This window comes from Candidatus Thiosymbion oneisti (assembly GCF_900092655.1).
GTDB classification, from domain to species: domain Bacteria; phylum Pseudomonadota; class Gammaproteobacteria; order Chromatiales; family Chromatiaceae; genus Thiosymbion; species Thiosymbion oneisti.
Genome location: NZ_FLUY01001662.1, coordinates 1 through 18,991, shown reverse-complemented (window position 1 = coordinate 18,991; position 18,991 = coordinate 1). Strand labels below are relative to the sequence as shown.

Genomic DNA, 18,991 nt, shown 5'->3' with positions numbered 1-18,991 from the left:
GCGCCGATCGCCATGGAAGAAGGGCTGCGGTTTGCGGTGCGCGAGGGTGGGCGCACGGTCGGGGCCGGTGTGGTCGCTAAGATCATCGAGTAGGATGTGGTGAGCCGGCGGGCAGGGATGGAATGCCCGCGGCGAACCGCATCGATAGAGTACGTAGGGCGGGAAAGCGCAGCGCATCCCGCCTTTAATCGTTGATTTCCAGGCCAGTAGCTCAATTGGCAGAGCAGCGGTCTCCAAAACCGCAGGTTGGGGGTTCAAGTCCCTCCTGGCCTGCCATTTTTCAGCGCGCCATTTTTCAGCGCTCAGGCGAAGCACCACCAGTACCCAGTTTCATCCAATTTTGCTGGTTGTCATTTGTCATCTCGACCGCAGGGAGAGAGCTTAGCGAAGCGAGAAATCCTTGTCCCGACGAAGGAGGGAGCTTGTGACTTTGTGGTTGTCTCATCGTCAAAGATCCCTCGCTACGCTCGGGATGACAGTTCCCTTCAGGTCGAGATGACAGAGACTGGTTTTACCGAAAATTTTGCTGAAACAGGGTACTAGCTAGATGAATGCAAAGGCAGAGGCCGGCGCCACCGGTTTGGACACGGCCAAACTGGCGGCGGCGGCTGTTTTATTGGTGGCGGGGATCTATGGCTTCTATTATTTCGCTGCCTACTCGACCCTGCTGCGGGTCGGGGGATTGCTGGCGATCAGCGCCGTTGCAGCGGCCGTGGCCTTGCAGACGGAGCAGGGGCGGCGTTTGTGGCAATTTACGGGTAATGCGCGCACCGAGGTGCGTAAGGTCGTGTGGCCGACCCGCCAGGAGACGCTGCAGACCACTTTGGTGGTGATCGTGATGGTGCTCATTCTGGGCATCGTCCTGTGGCTCTTCGACACGATTCTCATGGCGATATTGCGGTTCCTTACCGGGCAGGGAGGCTGAGGATGGCCCAACGTTGGTACGTGATCCACGCTTACTCGGGCTTCGAAGGGCAGGTGAAGCATTCCCTGGAGGAGCGTATAAAACGGGCCGGCATGGGGGAACTGTTCGGTCCCGTGCTGGTGCCAACCGAGGAGGTCGTGGAGATGCGGGGGGGCCAGCAGCGCAAGAGTGAGCGCAAGTTCTTCCCCGGTTACGTGCTGGTAAAGATGGATCTGACGGACGATACCTGGCACTTGGTCAAGAGCGTCCCGAAGGTTATCGGCTTCATCGGCGGGACTGGCGATCGGCCAACTCCGATCCCGGACCGGCAGGCCGAGGAGATCCTCCAGCGAGTGCAGGAGGGGGTGGAAAAGCCCCGACCCAAGGTGCTCTACGAGCCGGGAGAGGTGGTGCGGGTCGTCGACGGTCCCTTTACCGATCTCAATGGGGTGGTCGAAGAGGTGGATTACGAGAAGAGCCGCCTCAAAGTCTCAGTTCTCATCTTCGGACGCTCCACGCCGGTGGACCTGGAGTTTGATCAAATCGAAAAGGGCTGAGCTCGGTAAGAACAATCGGGCCAATGGCTTGGCTTCTCACGGAAGATTTAGCCGCAAATGAACGCAAATCAACGCAAATGGATCAAGGGCCATCGATGATGGCGAGCCGATTGCAACCGATCTGCGTTGATTCGCGTTTATCAGCAGCCAAGTGCAGAATCACCGAGGTTCGGATTGAGTATGGGAAAATAATCCGGTCGTTTCGATCTATCCGCAGATTCCCGCAGATTAAAAACGAAACAATCTGTGAGAATCTGTGTAATCTGCGGACAGAAAGGTAATGTGATCCTTTACGACTGATTTGCGTTGATTCGCGTTCATTTGCGGCAAAAAATAATTTTCAGTCTCAGCAGAGGCATCAAATCTCCGAGCGCGTAGCGATCGGAGCAGGGGAGCCGGGTATGGTGCCCGGCGTTTGCACCCACGGGAGAATAATATGGCGAAAAAGGTATCGGCTTACGTCAAGCTGCAAGTCAAGGCCGGTGAGGCCAATCCGAGCCCGCCGGTCGGTCCGGCACTCGGCCAGCACGGCGTTAACATCATGGAGTTCTGCAAGGCGTTCAACGCCAAGACGCAAAACCTCGAGAAGGGGTTACCGACCCCTGTCGTCATTACCGTCTATGCGGATCGCAGCTTCACGTTCATCACCAAGACGCCTCCTGCCTCCGTATTGCTCAAGAAGGCCGCCGGGGTTCCCAAAGGCAGTGGTACTCCGAATATGGCTAAGGTGGGAACCGTTACCCGCGCTCAACTCGAAGCGATCGCCACTACCAAGCTGCCCGATTTGACGGCCGCGGATATGGACGCAGCCGTGCGGACCATTGCCGGCAGCGCGCGCGCGATGGGCCTGAATGTGGAGGGCATGGCGTAATGGCTAAGCCGTCGAAAAGGATACGGGCGATCCGCGAGCAGATCGAATCGGGCAAGCTATACGGTGCCGAAGAGGCATTTGGGCTGCTAAAGGATTTTTCCAAGGTCAAATTTACCGAGAATATCGATGTGGCCGTCAACCTAGGTGTCGATCCACGCAAATCCGACCAGGTCGTGCGTGGCTCTACGGTGCTGCCCCATGGTATCGGCAAGCAGGTGCGGGTCGCGGTTTTTACCCAGGGCGCGAATGCACAGGCAGCAACCGCTGCCGGTGCCGAGCGAGTCGGGATGGAGGACCTTGCCGACGAGATCAAGGCCGGGAACCTGGATTTCGATGTGGTGATCGCTTCGCCGGACGCCATGCGGGTCGTCGGCCAGCTGGGCAAGATCCTGGGCCCCCGTGGTCTGATGCCGAATCCCAAGGTGGGGACCGTTACCCCCAACGTAGCGGATGCGGTAACCAATGCCAAGGCGGGTCAAGTCCGTTACCGGACCGATCGGGCCGGTATCATCCATTGCCCTTTGGGCAAGGGGGACTTCGCTCCCCAGGCCCTGCGCGAGAACCTGGAGACCTTGCTGGCCAACCTGATGAAGGCCAAGCCGAGTACCGCCAAGGGCGTCTACATGCGGCGGGTCACCGTCTCCTCCACCATGGGGCCGGGACTCCAGATCGATCATTCCGCGCTTTCGTTGTAGGCGATTGGCAGCCAGAAGGGCTCTGGAAACTAGTTTCTAACGCGCTGCCCGAGATGGGCAGTTCGGTTATTAGGAGAGGATTCTTTGGGGCATCTTGCTACCAGATTCGGGATTTTCCTTGCGGTGCGATATACGAATTCCGGTGTTGGTAGCGGGGTGGCCGTCAAAGACCGCAGGTGCCTTGTGGCCGGGCAGGAAGCTACGGCAACTCGGCTTAATTCGAGCGAGCCTGCGCAGACGGTGTTCCTGAATCGGAATGGCCACGTGGGCGCGAAAGCGCAGGCCACCCCCTGATGAGGGTGCACGGGTGGACTACCCACATGTCGCCGTGGGAAAGGCACTTCCGGGTTGACTGCCGAGGAAACCTGGGGCTTGGGCCCTACGTTAAGTTCAAATCAGGAGGTGACGACTGTGGCACTGAGTTTTGCCCAAAAAGAGGCGATCGTCGCCGAGGTCGCGGAAGTTGCGAAGACTGCCTATTCGGCCGTCGGGGCGGAGTATCGGGGCTTGACGGTGGAACAGCTGACCGCTTTGCGGGTCGAGGCCCGCAAGGCCGGGGTCTATGTCCGCGTGGTCAAGAACTCATTGGCTAAACGCGCGTTCGCCGGCACGGATTTCGCTTGCATGGAAGCAGGTCTCACAGGTCCGCTGCTCCTTGCCTTCTCGCAGGAGGATCCGGGGTCCGCGGCACGCCTGGCCGAGGCATTCGCCAAGGGGCACGATCGGTTCCAGGTCAAGCTAGTCTCCATCGGGGGCAAGCTGCTGGATCCCTCCGAGCTGGGCACCTTGGCGAAGATGCCGACCTACGACGAGGCGGTCAGTCAGCTGATGGCGGTGATGAAAGCCCCGGTGCAGAAGCTCGCGGCGACGCTTAACGAGGTTCCGGGCAAGCTGGTCCGCACCCTCGCCGCGGTCCGCGACAGTAAGTCGAAAGCCTAGTACAAGGGTGCCGAATATCGATAACATCGGGTCGATTTTTCCTTGGGAATTATTTTTGCCGCAAATGAACGCGAATTGACGCAAACCGGTCGCAATCGGCTCGTCATCATCGATGGCTCTTGATCCATTTGCGCTCATTTGCGTTTATTTGTGGCTAAATTTTCCGTAAAAATCCTGCCAGCTCAATGTTATCGGTAGTGGTACTGCCACTCAGTCGGTTCGGGCAACCTATCAAACAGAGAAGATTCCGATTCAGGAGACATCAAATGGCCGTTACAAAAGAAGAAATACTGGATGCCGTCGCCAACATGACCGTGATGGAGGTGGTGGAGCTGATTGGTGCGATGGAAGAGAAATTCGGGGTGACCGCTGCCGCCGCCGTGGCCGCTGCTCCCGCCGGCGGCGGTGGTGGCGAGGCCGCTCCGGCAGAGGAGCAGACCGAGTTCGATGTGGTGCTGGCGTCCTTCGGCTCCAACAAGGTGTCCGTGATCAAGGCCGTCCGTGCCCTCACCGGCTTGGGATTGAAGGAGGCGAAGGAGGCGGTGGAAAGTGTCCCAAACGCGATCAAGGAAGGGGTGTCCAAGGACGAGGCCGAAGAGGCGAAGAAGGCATTGGAAGAGGCCGGGGCGACCGTCGAAGTGAAGTGAGGCGGCAGAGGTGTCGGGTTATGTCGCATCTCTGGCGGGCTATGCCCGATGGACGGCTCACTTTTCCAGCTACCAGTCGCCAGCTTCCAGTTATAGGTAGGTTGGGCAAAGGCGCACCAAGGACGGTGCGTCGTGCCCAACGCGATGTGGATATTGGGCACGCCCACCATCCGTGGTGGATTTTCCCCAACCTACCCGACTGATTGCATGACAGTGTCTTAAGCGTCGTTAGCAGCACATAGATAAAGGAGACAAAGCAATGGGTCGCAAAGTATTCGTAAGCTACTCTCATAGGCTCGATCAAGATGCAGCAGATGATTTCCGAAAATTCTTTGCTGATGAGCGCGATGTTTTTATTGACAAATCGATACGAGATGACGTAGGTGAGCTGGAAAAGGATGCGATCAAGCGTAAGTTGAGAACACTGATCAAAGATAGCTCCATAACCGTCGTTCTCATCGGATCCCAAACGGGCGGGCGGTGGTGGGTTGATTGGGAAATATATAATAGTCTCAGGAAGAATGAAGGCAATGAAAGAAACGGCTTACTTGGCATCCACATAAAATATAAAGAGCATTGGGTACCAGATCGTCTTACCGACAATATTCCGACTATGGGGCATGTAATAGACTGGCCGTCGAACTACCGGACATTGGCGAATCAGATTGAAGCTGCCTATGACAAGCGTTGGAACACACCGAATTTATCTCGTCCGCTTCGCCAGAAAAATTCTTCACGGCGATAAGCGTAACTCGGAAGATCCGCGTTAGCACTAAGGTCATGCTAACCGCATGGTGTCGAAGCGCCATCATGTGGTTTGAGCTTCGCAACCGCGGCACAAAGCAGGCCAGTGAAATGTCAAATCGCTGGCTGATGACCGTTTCCGATCTGATCGTTTGACCGTCGCGACGTCTGGATCGCAGGGAGAGGTTCCGTGAAGGGACATCCTGCGCATAATCCAAGTGGACTCTCACAGTACCTCGAGGGAAGTCAGCATGGCCTATTCGTTCACCGAGAAAAAGCGCATTCGCAAAGATTTCGGCAAGCGTTCCGGTATCTTGGATGTACCCTTCCTGCTGGCGACCCAGATCGATTCCTATCGGGCCTTCCTGCAGGAGACTACCCCGGCGACCGAACGTGAGGACACCGGTCTGCACGCCGCCTTCAAGACGGTCTTTCCCATTGAGAGTTACTCCGGGAATGCGGTGTTGGAGTATGTGAGCTACCGCCTCGGTGAGCCGCCCTTCGAGGTCCGTGAGTGCCATCTTCGCGGTGCCACCTTTGCCGCCCCGTTGCGGGTACTGCTACGCCTGGTGATCTACGACAAGGATGCCCCCGCCGGCACCAAGGCGGTCAAGGACATCAGGGAGCAGGAGGTCTACATGGGCGAGCTGCCGCTCATGACGGAGACCGGCACCTTCGTCATCAATGGTACCGAGCGGGTCATCGTCTCCCAGCTCCACCGCTCTCCGGGCGTATTCTTCGACCACGACAAGGGCAAGACCCACTCCTCGGGTAAGCTGTTGTTCTCCGCCCGGGTGATTCCCTACCGTGGCTCCTGGCTCGATTTCGAGTTCGACCCCAAGGACCATGTCTTCGTCCGTATCGACCGCCGTCGCAAGCTGCCGGCGACTATCCTCCTGCGGGCCCTGGGCTATTCCACGGAACAGGTCCTGGAGCGCTTTTTCGATACCGACAGCTTCCATCTGAGCGCAGACGGTATCGAGCTCGAGGTAGTGCCCGAGCGTCTTCGCGGTGAGACCCTGGGCTTCGATATCACCATCGGCGACCAGGTCCTGGTGGAGACCGGACGCCGGGTAACCGCGCGCCATATCCGGGAGCTGGAAAAGGCGGGAGTGAAGCGCCTTTCGGTGCCCCCCGAATTTCTGCTGGAACGCACGCTCGCGTGCACGGTAGCCGATTTAGAGACCGGAGAAGTGCTGGCGGAGGCCAACACGGAGCTGACCGAAGCCTTGCTCGAAAGCTTACGGGAAAAGCAGGTCGAACGTGTCGAGACCCTGTTCGTGAACGATCTCGACCATGGGCCCTATATCTCCGAGACCCTGCGCATCGACCCGACTACCAACGAGCTGGAGGCCCAAGTCGAGATCTACCGCATGATGCGCCCAGGCGAACCGCCCACCAAAGATGCGGCCCAAAACCTGTTTCACAACCTGTTTTTCGCCGCGGATCGCTACGACCTCTCCGCGGTGGGGCGGATGAAGTTCAATCGGCGCCTGCAGCGGGATTCCGAGGCAGGGTCAGGTATCCTTTATGATGGCTGCTACTTCGCCCAGCGTGGAGACGGGCCATCCCAGCAGCTCTATGAGAAATTCGGTGACGTTTCCGACATCATCGACGTCTTGAAGGTGCTGGTCGAGCTCCGGAACGGCCACGGTAGTGTGGACGACATCGACCACCTGGGTAATCGCCGTATCCGTTGCGTGGGCGAGATGGGGGAGAACCAATTTCGCATCGGCTTGGTGCGGGTGGAGCGAGCCGTGAAGGAGCGTCTGTCTCTGGCGGAATCCGAGGGACTCATGCCGCAGGAGTTGATCAATGCCAAGCCGATTTCGGCGGCAATCAAGGAGTTCTTCGGCTCCAGCCAGCTCTCTCAGTTTATGGATCAGAACAACCCACTCTCCGAGGTCACCCACAAGCGCCGTGTCTCGGCCTTGGGCCCCGGCGGCCTGGCCCGGGAACGGGCCGGTTTCGAGGTCCGCGACGTACATCCGACGCACTATGGACGGGTGTGTCCCATCGAGACCCCGGAAGGACCGAATATCGGTCTTATCAACTCCCTGGCGGTGTACGCGCGAACCAACCAGTACGGCTTCTTGGAGACGCCTTATCGCAGGGTAAAGGGCGGCCGGATCACCGATGAAATCGATTATCTATCCGCCATCGAGGAAGGCAGCTATGTCATCGCGCAGGCCAATGCGTCCCTCGACGATCAGGGGCAGCTTACGGATGCGCTGGTTTCCTGCCGGCACCTGAACGAATTTACCCTCAAGGCCCCGGAAGAGGTCCAGTATATGGACGTCTCTCCGCGCCAGATCGTATCGGTGGCCGCCTCACTGATCCCCTTCTTGGAGCATGACGACGCCAACCGCGCCCTGATGGGTTCCAATATGCAGCGCCAGGCGGTGCCCACGCTGCGCGCCGAGAAGCCCCTGGTGGGTACGGGCATGGAGTGGGTCGTGGCCAAGGACTCGGGGGTCACCGTCGTGGCCCGCCGCGGCGGTGTGGTGGAGTCCGTGGACGCGGCGCGCATCGTCGTGCGGGTCCACGACAAGGAGGCGAATAAGACCCCGCACGAGCCGGGTGTGGATATCTACAATCTCACCAAATACATGCGCTCCAACCAGGATACCTGCATCAACCAACGTCCTTTGGTGTCTCCCGGCGATACCATCGAGTGTGGTGATGTGCTGGCCGATGGGCCTTCCACCGACATGGGCGAGCTGGCATTGGGCCAGAACCTGCGGGTCGCCTTCATGCCTTGGAACGGTTACAACTTCGAGGATTCCATCCTCATCTCCGAACGTGTAGTCCTGGAGGATAGGTTCACCAGCATCCACATCGAGGAGCTCACCTGTCTCGCCCGTGATACCAAGCTGGGGCCGGAAGAGATCTCCGGCGACATTCCCAACGTGGGCGAGTCGGCCCTTTCCAAGCTCGACCAGTCCGGTATCGTCTATGTAGGCGCGGAGGTGCGGGACGGCGATATTCTGGTCGGCAAGGTCACGCCCAAGGGGGAGACCCAGCTCACACCGGAAGAGAAGCTGCTGCGGGCCATCTTCGGTGAAAAGGCCTCGGATGTGAAGGATACCTCCCTGCGTTTGCCCTCAGGGCTTTCCGGCACAGTGGTGGACGTCCAGGTCTTCACGCGCGACGGAGTGGAAAAGGACGAGCGCGCGCGTCAGATCGAGGAACAGGAGCTCGAACGCGTACGCAAAGATCTGGACGATCAGCTGCGCATCATGGAGAACGATACCTTTCAACGCATAGAGAGGCTGCTGCTCGGCAAGGTGACAGACGGCGGACCCGGTAACCTCAAGGCCGGCAGCAAGATTACCAAGACCTATCTGAACGGCCTGGCGGAGCAGGACTCCAAGGAAGAGTGGCTTCAGATTCGGTTGCGCGCTGAGGGGGCGGCCAGTCAGCTCGAGGCAGTGGCGAAGCAGATCGGTCAGCAGCGCGAAGACTTCCGCGAGCGCTTTGAAGCGAAAAAGCACAAGATCACCCAGGGCGACGATCTGGCCCCCGGGGTGCTCAAAATGATCAAGGTCTATGTGGCGGTGAAGCGTCGCACCCAGCCCGGCGATAAGATGGCCGGTCGCCACGGAAACAAGGGCGTCATCTCCATGATCGTGCCGGTAGAGGATATGCCCTTCTCGGCCGACGGTGAGCCGGTGGACATCGTCCTGAACCCCCTTGGCGTGCCCTCACGCATGAATCTGGGCCAGATATTGGAGACGCACCTAGGCTGGGCCGCGCACGGCATCGGCATCAAAATCGGCGAGCTGCTGCGTGCAAAGGCCGAGGTCACCGAGCTCAGGACCTTTCTCGACCAGATCTACAACAGTAGCGGTAGACAGGAGGAGCTGGCGAACTTAAGCGACGAGGACATCCTGGTCCTGGCCCGGAATCTGACCAAGGGCGTGCCCATGGCCACGCCGGTGTTCGACGGGGCATCGGAAGAGGAGATCCTCGCCATGCTACATCTGGCAGGCCGGGACAATAGGGATGAAGGGATTCCCATGGGCCAAACCCTACTTTATGACGGACGCACGGGTGATGCCTTCGAGCGGCCCGTTACGGTCGGACACATGTACATGCTCAAGCTCAACCATCTAGTGGACGACAAGATGCATGCCCGCTCCACCGGGCCTTACAGCCTGGTTACCCAGCAACCCCTGGGCGGCAAGGCCCAATTCGGCGGCCAACGCTTCGGCGAGATGGAGGTGTGGGCACTGGAAGCCTATGGTTCCTCCTACACCCTCCAGGAGATGCTCACTGTCAAGTCGGACGACGTGAATGGGCGTACCCGCATGTACAAGCATATCGTCGACGGCGATCACCGTATGGAGGCGGAAATGCCAGAGTCGTTCAATGTGCTGGTAAAGGAGATCCGTTCGCTGGGTATCAATGTGGAGCTTGAGCAGGATTGAAGTTTAGACATGTTTTAAATCCACAGATTACGCAGATTCTCGCAGATGAAAAACGAACGAATCTGTGAAAATTTGCATAATCTGCGGATAACACAAGGTGGTCCATAGGCTGGATTAGATGCGCATTGCAATGTCAGTGTGTTCCGTCAGGTCGAACGCGCCGTAACCCAGCGATGTCGAACCACAAAGGCGCAAAGGAAGGTGACGGATGATTGAACCGCAGAGACACGGAGAACGTAGAGGACAGGACTATGAATCATGCGAATCGGGAACCACGAATCAACACGAACTAGACCGGCGTCAGTATAGCATCGGAAAAATAGATGTCAGTCTATTTCATCTGTTGGGCATATAAGGAGAAACGAAGGAGATTTGCTTAATGACCGATGATTCATCTGGAAATCTTCCAAATCCTTTCGACGACCTAAATGAGATAAAGAAGTACAGGAAACAAGCGAAAGATATATACGAGTGGGTAAAACGGAAGCGAGCTTACCGTGGCTGGCTTCTTACGAGTCCAGAAAGAATTGGCGTAGAGTTGCTGACAGAACACGATTTCCCAAAAATACCTAAGGAAATAGACAAGCTGCTTTCTAAGTCTATTAACAAAAAAGTGGCAAATTTGAAACGGCTTAAGGTTGTAGTTCACTTTTACCATGAGCCGAAAGACCTTATATATGAGTATCGATCTATTTTTGAAAGTAATCGGGTGTTATTGGAACGTGCCTATAGAATTTTATGGGTTCATGACAAAGGAAATGAGTTTGAGCGGGGGATTTTAGCCAAAGTGCCTGACAGTTCTAATCAGTATTGCCGGTTTCTCGAAATGAAAAATCTTCCTGAACTAAGGCTAATTCCAATCAACTTTACAGTAATTGCTCCTCATTACGACGACAACACCCTGACATATGTGCGTTTGCCGGGGCACCGAGATATTAAATTTGGCATTAAACTTGAAGAAGTTGATGATTTGGCAGTTAAATTTAATCAATTGGCGCTATACTGCTTAGCCGCACTCCCAGGTGACAGAGATGCAGATTGGAGCGGGCTGATTGAGTCCGCAAAAAACCAGTGTGAACACTTGAGAGAAGAAGATGACTAAAGATACGCATATACTTATTGGCTTTGGCACTATTTACGCAGCCTTGCTAGTGGCTGCAAATGCGGCGGGTACAAAAATTATTGCTGTCGGTTCACTGGCTGCTTCGGCAACAGTCTTTGTATATGCATTAACCTTCTTGGTTACTGATATCGTTTCAGACGTTTATGGAAAAAAAGCGGCTGATAAGTTAGTTATTTATGGTTTTGTATCGGTTCTTCTGGCGGTAGTTATCTATCAACTAGCAATTGTTGCGCCTCCAGCTCCTTTTTTCCAGAATCAAGAAGCGTATGAAAGCGTATTTGGTGTTACTTGGCGCTTGTTGCTCGGAGGGCTTGTTGCCTACCTTATAAGCCAGTTCTTGGATATTCGTATATTTCACTACATTAGAGAAAAAACGAATACAAAGCACCTTTGGCTAAGGAATGTTGCATCAACTCTTATTTCTCAGTTTGTAGATACTGTTATATTTATTACAGTAGCATTTTACGGGGTTTTCGACGATCTTTTTGCATTAATTCTTGGGCAGTATCTAATAAAGCTTGTTATTGCTCTTTTAGATACGCCGTTCGCATATCTAGGAATAAGCATTGCAAAGCGATTTTCAGACGGTGAATACGGTCATGCAAAGTAAACCCCTGATCGAACTCATTTGTAAGGAGTTGTTTTTCCATGAGCAGGATTCGGTATTTAAAGAGCTAGAATCGCGCCTCGGAATAATGGACAAAGATGTATATGAAGCGTATGAGTACTATGACTCTGATGTATATGGTTATGACAACGATGTCTATTCAAGTATTCCTATTCGGTTTGTCCAATATCTACATGCTAGAAAATATGGAAGTTGGCATGTTGCTAAGAACCGTACAATTAGCGCATGGCTAGCTGATTACTGGCCCTGCAAAGTGGTCGATGTTGGTTACGGTATTCCCCAGAGTTATCTTCTTGATCGGATACCATTTCCGAATAATGGAAGTTTTGCGTTACTGGAGAAATACAAAAGTGCCAAACTTTTTGGTGAACAGTTAATTAATATATACGACGAGAAGTCGCAGAGTAATATAGCGTTTCATGAATTTGACATGGATCAAGATAAAATTAGTCATTATGGAAACGCAGATGTACATTTATTTCTTGACTCATTAGAGCATGCGACTGATCCAGAGAAATTGTTGGAATCCACTCGAAGTGCGGCTCACAATAAATCAGTGATTTTTCTGTCGTTGCCGATTGGAGAAATCGTTCCAGTACATTCTATTTCGTGGTCTTCTGCAAATGAGATAATTGCTTGGGTAACTAGAAACGGGTTAGATGTGCAAAGAACTAAAGAGCTAGCACCAAATCCGAAAGTAGATATTTTTATAGAATCAATGCATAGTAGTTTTTCAACTCTACTGTTGGAGTGCAGTTGTAGATAATCGCCCACAAGCGCATGCACTCGGACCGCAAAAAGCACCGCTCGTTCCTCACTCTGCTTTTTTCCGCTGGTGATTTGCGATGTTAGCGGCAATAGAAAACAACACAGTTTTCCACATTTCGATGTTTTACGGTATTCTTATCCGGATGTTTTTCTATGATACGGATCGGCATAAGATGCCTCATATTCATGCGGAATATCAGGGACAAGTAGCTGTGTATTCGATTTATGATGGTTCAGTGTTGATTGGTGAATTACCACCGAAGAAGCACAAATTGGTCGTTGCATGGATTGAAATACACCAGGAGGATTTACTTGCCGATTGGGAGCTGGCGGTTAGTGGCAAAAAACCCTTCCCTATCCGAGGTCTTGACCAATGAATATCACAGAAATCGTTCCCAAAAACAATTATCTATTGTACATCGAGGCCGATGATGGACAAGCCGGACTGTTCGACGTAGCACCCTATCTCGAATCGGAAGCGTTTGCGCCCCTGAAAGACCCTGGTGAGTTTGAGCGTATTCACAATGGCAACTATTTTATCGAATGGGAATGTGGGGCCGACCTTTCAGCGGATACAATTGAGACTCGGTGGACACCTATGACACAGCCCGTATCGGAAAATGAAACCATACATCCCGTTACGGTGGTTACTGCATTCTTCGATTCGAAGGCTAAAATATCATGAAGCTCGAATTTGACCCAGCAGCAGATGCCGCCTATTTCGAGATTTCTTCTGCTCCGGTAGAGAGGACCGAGGAAATCGAGCCCGGCATCAATGCCGACCACGATGCTGAAGGGTGTCTTTTGGGTATAGAGGTTCTTTCGGTGAGTAAGAGAAACCTATCTGAGCAATGTTGAACCACAAAGGACGCAAAGGAAGGCGACGGCTGATTGAACCGCAGAGACGCGGAGAACGCAGAGGACAGGGCTACGAATTACGCGAATCGGGAACTTAATCAAGAGAGGTAAAAATGAATGTAGCATGGCGAAACCACATAGAAAGCTCGTATAGTGTCATTCGCGGAAAACCAAGAATTAAAGGGACAAGAATACCTGTGAGCCTTATACTAGGATACCTGGCGAATGGATATGCCGTAGGCAAAATCATTGATGAGTTTCCGGATCTGAATAAAGATAAAATTGCAGCGTGTCTTGATTATGCTCGTGAGTTAGCAGAGTTTGAAGTGGCCGCGTGATGAGTTTAAGGTTCTTTGTTGATCAATGCGTTCCTAACTCGGTGGTTAAACCTTTATTCGAAGCCGGCCATAAAGTTTTTATTCTTAAAGAACATATCTCACCCACTTCCGGGGATTCTGCTGTTATTGGAAAAGCACAGGAACTGGATGCAATACTAATCTCTCTAAATGGTGATTTTTCTGATATAGTTACTTACCCACCATCAAATTATAATGGCATAATTGCGATCCAAATCAAAAATCACCCGGAAATTATACCAAAACTGATGAAAAGATTAATGAGTTATCTATCAATTTACCAGAACATGGATCACTATAAAGGACTTCTATTGTTGGTGGAAGTACATAGAATAAGGATACGTAAATGAATATCGTTTTTGAAAAATGTAAAAATGTTCTGCAAAACTATTACGGTTCTCAATTTCACCAGCTCTTTTTATATGGATCTGTTTCAACGCATCAATCAGATTCTATGAGTGATATTGATATGCTTGTGATTCTGAAAAAACCATTCGATTATTTTAATGAATTACAAAAAATTACGGATTTACTCTATCCGATTCAGCTTGAATCAGAACAATTGATTTCAGTCAAACCTGCTCCTAAAGATGAATTTGAAACAGGGAGTATTCAACTTTATCGAAATGCAAAAAGTGAAAGATTAGCTTTGTGAGTCCACAATATATCCAAGAAATAGAAGCGAATCTCATTCGCAGTTTTTCTTTTGGAATTTGTGTATGGGCTCCTCGCCCCCTGTTTCCTAGGCACCTCAACCCCGGACCATCCATGCCGGAGGAACGAAATTGAAAGACCTTCTACAGATTTTGAAGCAGCAGGGTCAAGCCCTGGAGTTCGATGCCATCAAGATCGGTCTGGCTGCCCCGGACATGATCCGCTCCTGGTCTTTCGGCGAAGTCAAAAAGCCCGAGACCATCAATTATCGGACCTTCAAGCCCGAGCGTGACGGGCTGTTCTGCGCCAAGATCTTCGGTCCCATCAATGATTACGAGTGCCTGTGCGGAAAGTACAAGCGTCTCAAGCACCGTGGCGTCGTGTGCGAAAAGTGCGGTGTGGAGGTCACGCTGGCGAAGGTGCGCCGCGAGCGCATGGGACATATCGATCTCGCCAGCCCCGTGGCCCACATCTGGTTCCTCAAGTCCCTGCCCTCGCGGATCGGTTTGCTGTTGGACATGACCCTGCGCGATATCGAGCGCATCCTCTACTTCGAGTCTTTCGTGGTCGTGGATCCGGGTCTGGTCCAGACTCTGGAACGCGGGCAGTTGCTCACCGACGAGCAGTACCTGGATGCCCTCGAGGAGAACGGCGACGAGTTCGATGCCCGGATGGGAGCGGAGGCTGTCTACGAGTTACTGCGTACCATCGATTTGCCGGCGGAGATCCGCCGGATGCGCGAGGACATCGAAGCCACCAACTCCGAAACCAAGATCAAGAAGCTAACCAAGCGTCTCAAGCTGATGGAATCCCTGCAGGAATCGGGCAATCGTCCGGAGTGGATGGTCCTCACCGTGCTGCCGGTGTTGCCGCCGGAGCTCCGGCCCCTGGTCCCACTCGACGGCGGGCGCTTCGCCACTTCCGATCTCAACGATCTGTACCGGCGCGTGATCAATCGCAACAACCGGCTCAAGCGGCTGTTGGACCTGGTAGCCCCCGATATCATCGTGCGCAACGAGAAGCGCATGTTGCAGGAAGCGGTGGACGCCCTGCTGGATAACGGACGGCGCGGACGTGCCATTACCGGTACCAACCGGCGCCCGCTCAAGTCCCTGGCGGACATGATCAAGGGCAAGCAGGGGCGCTTCCGCCAAAACCTGCTCGGCAAGCGCGTGGACTATTCGGGACGCTCGGTCATCGTCGTCGGCCCCACGCTCAAGCTCCATCAATGTGGGTTACCTAAGCGCATGGCCCTGGAGCTGTTCAAGCCCTTTATCTTCAGCAAGTTGCAGCTGCGTGGTCTGGCCACCACCATCAAGGCCGCAAAAAAGATGGTCGAACGCAGTACCGGGGAGGTATGGGACATCCTCGAAGAGGTCATCCGCGAGCATCCGGTCATGCTCAACCGGGCCCCGACCCTGCACCGCCTGGGGATTCAGGCCTTCGAGCCGGTGTTGATCGAGGGCAAGGCCATCCAGCTCCATCCCCTGGTCTGCACCGCCTTCAATGCGGACTTCGACGGCGACCAGATGGCCGTCCATGTACCTCTATCCGTGGAGGCACAGCTGGAGGCCCGCGCCCTGATGATGGCCTCCAACAACATCCTCTCTCCGGCCAACGGTGAACCCATCATCGTGCCTTCCCAAGACGTGGTGTTGGGGCTGTACTACATGACCCGCGATCGGGTCGGTGCTCGCGGCGAGGGCAGCCGGTTCGCCGGCATCGATGAGGCCCGGCGTGCCTATGAGACGAACAACGCGGATCTGCACAGCCGCGTCAGGGTACGCATTCGGGAGGTGCTCATCGAGGACGACGGCACCCGGCGCGAGGTCGTTTCCATCAAGGAGACGGTGCTGGGCCGGGCCCTGGTATTCGAGATCGTGCCTGACGGCCTGCCCTTCGACCTGGTCGACCAGGCCCTGGGCAAGAAGGCGATTTCGCGGTTGATCAACCGCTGCTATCGGGTATTGGGGCTGAAGCAGACCGTGATCTTTGCCGACCAGCTCATGTACCTGGGCTTCCGCATGGCTACCCGGGCGGGCATCTCCATCGGCCTCGACGACATGGTGGTCCCGGGGAAGAAGGCGGACATCCTGGCCGCCGCCGAAGGGCTGGTGAAGGAGATCGAAACCCAGTATGCCTCGGGATATGTAACCAATGGCGAGCGCTACAACAAGGTAGTGGACATCTGGTCTCATACCAACGATCAAGTGGCGAAGGCCATGATGAACAAGCTCGGCGGCGAGCTGGCTCACGCCGATTCCGCGTTCGAGGCGCAACGCCTGATAGGTCTGTACCGCCAAGGGGTAATCAGCGTCGTCGACGAGGCCGATCGGGCCATCGCTCAACGCCTGTTCAACGCGCTCCAGTCACAGGTCAAGCAGGCCGCAAATAGGCTGGACGCGGGGGAGATTGGGATCGAGACTTTTCGCCAACAGGTAGTCTCCACGCTGGCCGACTATCGGACGCAGATCCGGGACCTGGTGGAAATCGACGCCATTCGGGCGGAAAACCTGAAGCGATCCGTGAAGGGAATGCTCGCTGCACCCGAGACCCAGATCATGCAAGAGCGCAAGCAGGACTCCTTCAACTCTATCTATATGATGGCGGACTCCGGGGCCCGCGGCTCCGCGGCGCAGATCCGGCAGCTCGCCGGTATGCGCGGCTTGATGGCCAAGCCGGACGGTTCCATTATCGAGACGCCGATCACCGCTAACTTCCGTGAAGGGTTGAACGTCATCCAGTACTTCATTTCCACCCATGGTGCCCGCAAGGGTTTGGCGGATACGGCCCTGAAGACCGCCAACTCCGGCTATCTCACGCGGCGCCTGGTAGACATCGCCCAAGACATGGTGGTGCTGGAAGAGGACTGCGGGACCGAGGAAGGTCTACTGATGACGCCCATCATCGAGGGTGGCGACGTGGTCGAAGAGCTGCGAGAGCGGATCCTTGGGCGCGTTACTGCGGTTGATCTCTACCGGCCTTTGACGGACGATTTGATCTGCCCCGCGGGGACCCTGTTCGACGAGGGGTGGGTCGATACGCTGGAGGCTATGGGCATCGATCAGGTGCAGGTGCGCTCCCCCATTACCTGTAAGGCCCATACCGGGGTCTGTGCCCAATGCTACGGCCGTGATCTGGCCCGTGGACACCGGGTGAACCTCGGTGAGGCAGTGGGTGTCATCGCCGCCCAGTCCATCGGTGAACCCGGAACCCAGCTGACCATGCGCACCTTCCACATCGGTGGTGCGGCCTCGCGTGCCGTGGCGGTCAACAGTATCGAGATCAAATCCGCCGGCACCGTGCATCTCCACAATATCAAGACAGTGCAGCATCACAGCGGCAACCTGGTGGCCGTGTCGCGGTCCGGTGAGCTGACGGTAGCTGACGATATGGGATTGGAGAAGGAACGCTATAAGGTCCCCTATGGCGCGACCCTTAAGGTCGGTGACGGTGACATTGCGCAGGGCGGCCAAGTGGTGGCGAGCTGGGATCCCCATACCCACCCGGTCATCACCGAGATGGCAGGGCGTCTAAGGTTCGAGGACTTCATCGACGGCGTCACCGTGCAAAGTGAGACGGACGAGGTAACGGGGCTCACTTCGTTGGTGGTCATCGACCCGAAGCAACGCCCGGCGCAAGGCAAAGACCTGCGGCCCATGATCAAGCTGCTCGACGAGCATGACCAGGCGCTTAATCTTGCCGGTACCGAAATACCCGCCCGCTACTTCCTGCCTGCGGGTGCCATCGTCAGCGTTGCCGACAACGCCGAGGTAGGTGTGGGTGATGTCTTGGCGCGTATCCCCCAGGAGTCGAGCAAGACGCGCGATATCACCGGTGGTTTGCCGCGGGTAGCGGACCTGTTCGAGGCCCGCAAACCCAAGGAGCAGGCCCTGCTCGCCGAGGCCTCGGGAACCATCAGTTTCGGCAAGGATACCAAGGGTAAACAACGGCTCATCATCACCACCGATGAGGGTGAGGTATTGGAAGAGCTGATCCCCAAGTGGCGCCACGTCAATGTCTTCGAGGGCGAACATGTGGAAAAGGGCGAGGTGATCTCCGATGGTGAGCTCAACCCGCATGACATTCTGCGCCTCAAGGGGGTGACGGCCCTGGCCGAATATTTGATCAAGGAGATTCAAGACGTCTACCGGCTGCAGGGCGTTAAGATCAACGACAAGCACATCGAGGTCATCATTCGTCAGATGCTGCGCAAGGTGGAGATCATCGGTTCCGGTGACACCAGGCTGCTGCGTGGGGAGCAGGCCGAACGCGCGACGGTGTTGGCCGAGAACGCCCGGATGGACGCCGAAGGCAAGCAGCCGGCCCGCCATCAGCCGTTGCTGCTCGGCATCACCAAGGCCTCGTTGGCTACCGAGTCCTTTATCTCCGCGGCCTCGTTCCAGGAGACCACACGGGTCCTCACCGAGGCGGCCGTGCGTGGCTCCACCGACCATCTCACGGGTCTCAAGGAAAACGTCATCGTGGGCCGTCTGATCCCGGCCGGGACCGGACTTGCCTATCACAACGAGCGTCTCAGCCGGCGCCAGGCGGAGCGTGAGCTGGAGGCCGAAGCTCGAGGCAAGGTGGAAATGGCCGCCGAAGATATCGAACAGGCCCTCAAGCAGGAATTGAATACCTCTGAGATAGGGTAAGATGGCAGGGCTTGGAGCCTGTCTGGCTTACGCGTTCGTACTCGATTCCGCAGTAGAACAGTCGTAAGTCAGACAGGCTCTTAAAGTTGATTGTCTCCAAAAACTTCAGTCCGCCGTAGGCGGATCGAGGTACAAACCTCCATCTTCCAGATGGATTATCTT

At 55.1% G+C, this 18,991-nt stretch carries 19 protein-coding genes and 1 tRNA gene; all 20 read left to right on the top strand.

Features of this window, described 5'->3' with window-relative positions:
• Window positions 1-93, top strand: a 93-nt coding sequence (locus BQ17_RS17505) for an EF-Tu C-terminal domain-related protein (protein ID WP_369406488.1), incomplete at its 5' end; no start/stop codon positions are given.
• 107 nt (window positions 94-200) lie between these two features.
• Window positions 201-276 (top strand) — tRNA-Trp (locus BQ17_RS17500).
• Window positions 277-547: 271 nt separating this feature from the next.
• Entirely contained in the window at window positions 548-925 is a 378-nt protein-coding gene (gene secE, locus BQ17_RS17495; RefSeq protein WP_089729288.1) for a preprotein translocase subunit SecE, read from the top strand.
• Window positions 926-927: 2 nt separating this feature from the next.
• Window positions 928-1,461, top strand: coding sequence for a transcription termination/antitermination protein NusG (gene nusG, locus BQ17_RS17490; protein WP_089729287.1), 534 nt, complete (start codon window positions 928-930; stop codon window positions 1,459-1,461).
• Between the two features lie 436 nt (window positions 1,462-1,897).
• Window positions 1,898-2,332: a 50S ribosomal protein L11 gene (rplK, locus tag BQ17_RS17485; protein WP_089729285.1), complete on the top strand. Its 435-nt coding sequence runs from the start codon at window positions 1,898-1,900 to the stop codon at window positions 2,330-2,332.
• Complete coding sequence (gene rplA / locus BQ17_RS17480) at window positions 2,332-3,027, top strand: 50S ribosomal protein L1 (protein WP_089729284.1); 696 nt, start codon at window positions 2,332-2,334, stop codon at window positions 3,025-3,027. Before rplK ends, rplA begins: the two co-directional genes overlap by 1 nt.
• A gap of 411 nt (window positions 3,028-3,438) precedes the next feature.
• Complete coding sequence (gene rplJ / locus BQ17_RS17475; protein ID WP_089729281.1) at window positions 3,439-3,966, top strand: 50S ribosomal protein L10; 528 nt, start codon at window positions 3,439-3,441, stop codon at window positions 3,964-3,966.
• 266 nt (window positions 3,967-4,232) lie between these two features.
• Window positions 4,233-4,613, top strand: coding sequence for a 50S ribosomal protein L7/L12 (rplL, locus tag BQ17_RS17470; RefSeq protein ID WP_089729279.1), 381 nt, complete (start codon window positions 4,233-4,235; stop codon window positions 4,611-4,613).
• Window positions 4,614-4,872: 259 nt separating this feature from the next.
• Window positions 4,873-5,358 (top strand): TIR domain-containing protein, encoded by a 486-nt coding sequence (locus BQ17_RS17465; RefSeq protein ID WP_089729277.1) that lies wholly within the window; start codon window positions 4,873-4,875, stop codon window positions 5,356-5,358.
• A 250-nt stretch (window positions 5,359-5,608) separates the two neighbouring features.
• Window positions 5,609-9,787: a DNA-directed RNA polymerase subunit beta gene (gene rpoB / locus BQ17_RS17460; RefSeq protein WP_089729275.1), complete on the top strand. Its 4,179-nt coding sequence runs from the start codon at window positions 5,609-5,611 to the stop codon at window positions 9,785-9,787.
• A 379-nt stretch (window positions 9,788-10,166) separates the two neighbouring features.
• Entirely contained in the window at window positions 10,167-10,889 is a 723-nt protein-coding gene (locus BQ17_RS17455; RefSeq protein WP_089729273.1) for a hypothetical protein, read from the top strand.
• Entirely contained in the window at window positions 10,882-11,520 is a 639-nt protein-coding gene (locus BQ17_RS17450; RefSeq protein WP_089729272.1) for a queuosine precursor transporter, read from the top strand. Before BQ17_RS17455 ends, BQ17_RS17450 begins: the two co-directional genes overlap by 8 nt.
• Window positions 11,510-12,304: a hypothetical protein gene (locus BQ17_RS21075; protein ID WP_141699349.1), complete on the top strand. Its 795-nt coding sequence runs from the start codon at window positions 11,510-11,512 to the stop codon at window positions 12,302-12,304. Before BQ17_RS17450 ends, BQ17_RS21075 begins: the two co-directional genes overlap by 11 nt.
• A 79-nt stretch (window positions 12,305-12,383) precedes the next feature.
• Window positions 12,384-12,683, top strand: coding sequence for a DUF4160 domain-containing protein (locus tag BQ17_RS17445; RefSeq protein WP_256091664.1), 300 nt, complete (start codon window positions 12,384-12,386; stop codon window positions 12,681-12,683).
• Window positions 12,680-12,991 (top strand): DUF2442 domain-containing protein, encoded by a 312-nt coding sequence (locus BQ17_RS17440; RefSeq protein WP_089729270.1) that lies wholly within the window; start codon window positions 12,680-12,682, stop codon window positions 12,989-12,991. The genes BQ17_RS17445 and BQ17_RS17440 overlap by 4 nt, the downstream gene beginning before the upstream one ends.
• On the top strand, window positions 12,988-13,164 hold the full coding sequence (locus BQ17_RS17435) for a DUF2283 domain-containing protein (RefSeq protein ID WP_089729268.1): 177 nt from the start codon (window positions 12,988-12,990) through the stop codon (window positions 13,162-13,164). Before BQ17_RS17440 ends, BQ17_RS17435 begins: the two co-directional genes overlap by 4 nt.
• 113 nt (window positions 13,165-13,277) lie before the next feature.
• The gene (locus BQ17_RS17430) at window positions 13,278-13,502 is read left to right on the top strand and encodes a DUF433 domain-containing protein (RefSeq protein ID WP_089729266.1); all 225 of its coding nucleotides are present in this window, start codon (window positions 13,278-13,280) and stop codon (window positions 13,500-13,502) included.
• A complete protein-coding gene (locus BQ17_RS17425) occupies window positions 13,502-13,870 on the top strand; it encodes a DUF5615 family PIN-like protein (protein ID WP_089729264.1) in 369 nt (122 codons plus the stop codon). Before BQ17_RS17430 ends, BQ17_RS17425 begins: the two co-directional genes overlap by 1 nt.
• Window positions 13,867-14,175, top strand: coding sequence for a nucleotidyltransferase domain-containing protein (locus BQ17_RS21070; RefSeq protein WP_141699348.1), 309 nt, complete (start codon window positions 13,867-13,869; stop codon window positions 14,173-14,175). Before BQ17_RS17425 ends, BQ17_RS21070 begins: the two co-directional genes overlap by 4 nt.
• Window positions 14,176-14,305: 130 nt before the next feature.
• The gene (gene rpoC, locus BQ17_RS17420) at window positions 14,306-18,829 is read left to right on the top strand and encodes a DNA-directed RNA polymerase subunit beta' (RefSeq protein ID WP_089729262.1); all 4,524 of its coding nucleotides are present in this window, start codon (window positions 14,306-14,308) and stop codon (window positions 18,827-18,829) included.
• The last annotated feature ends 162 nt before the right edge of the window (window positions 18,830-18,991 follow it).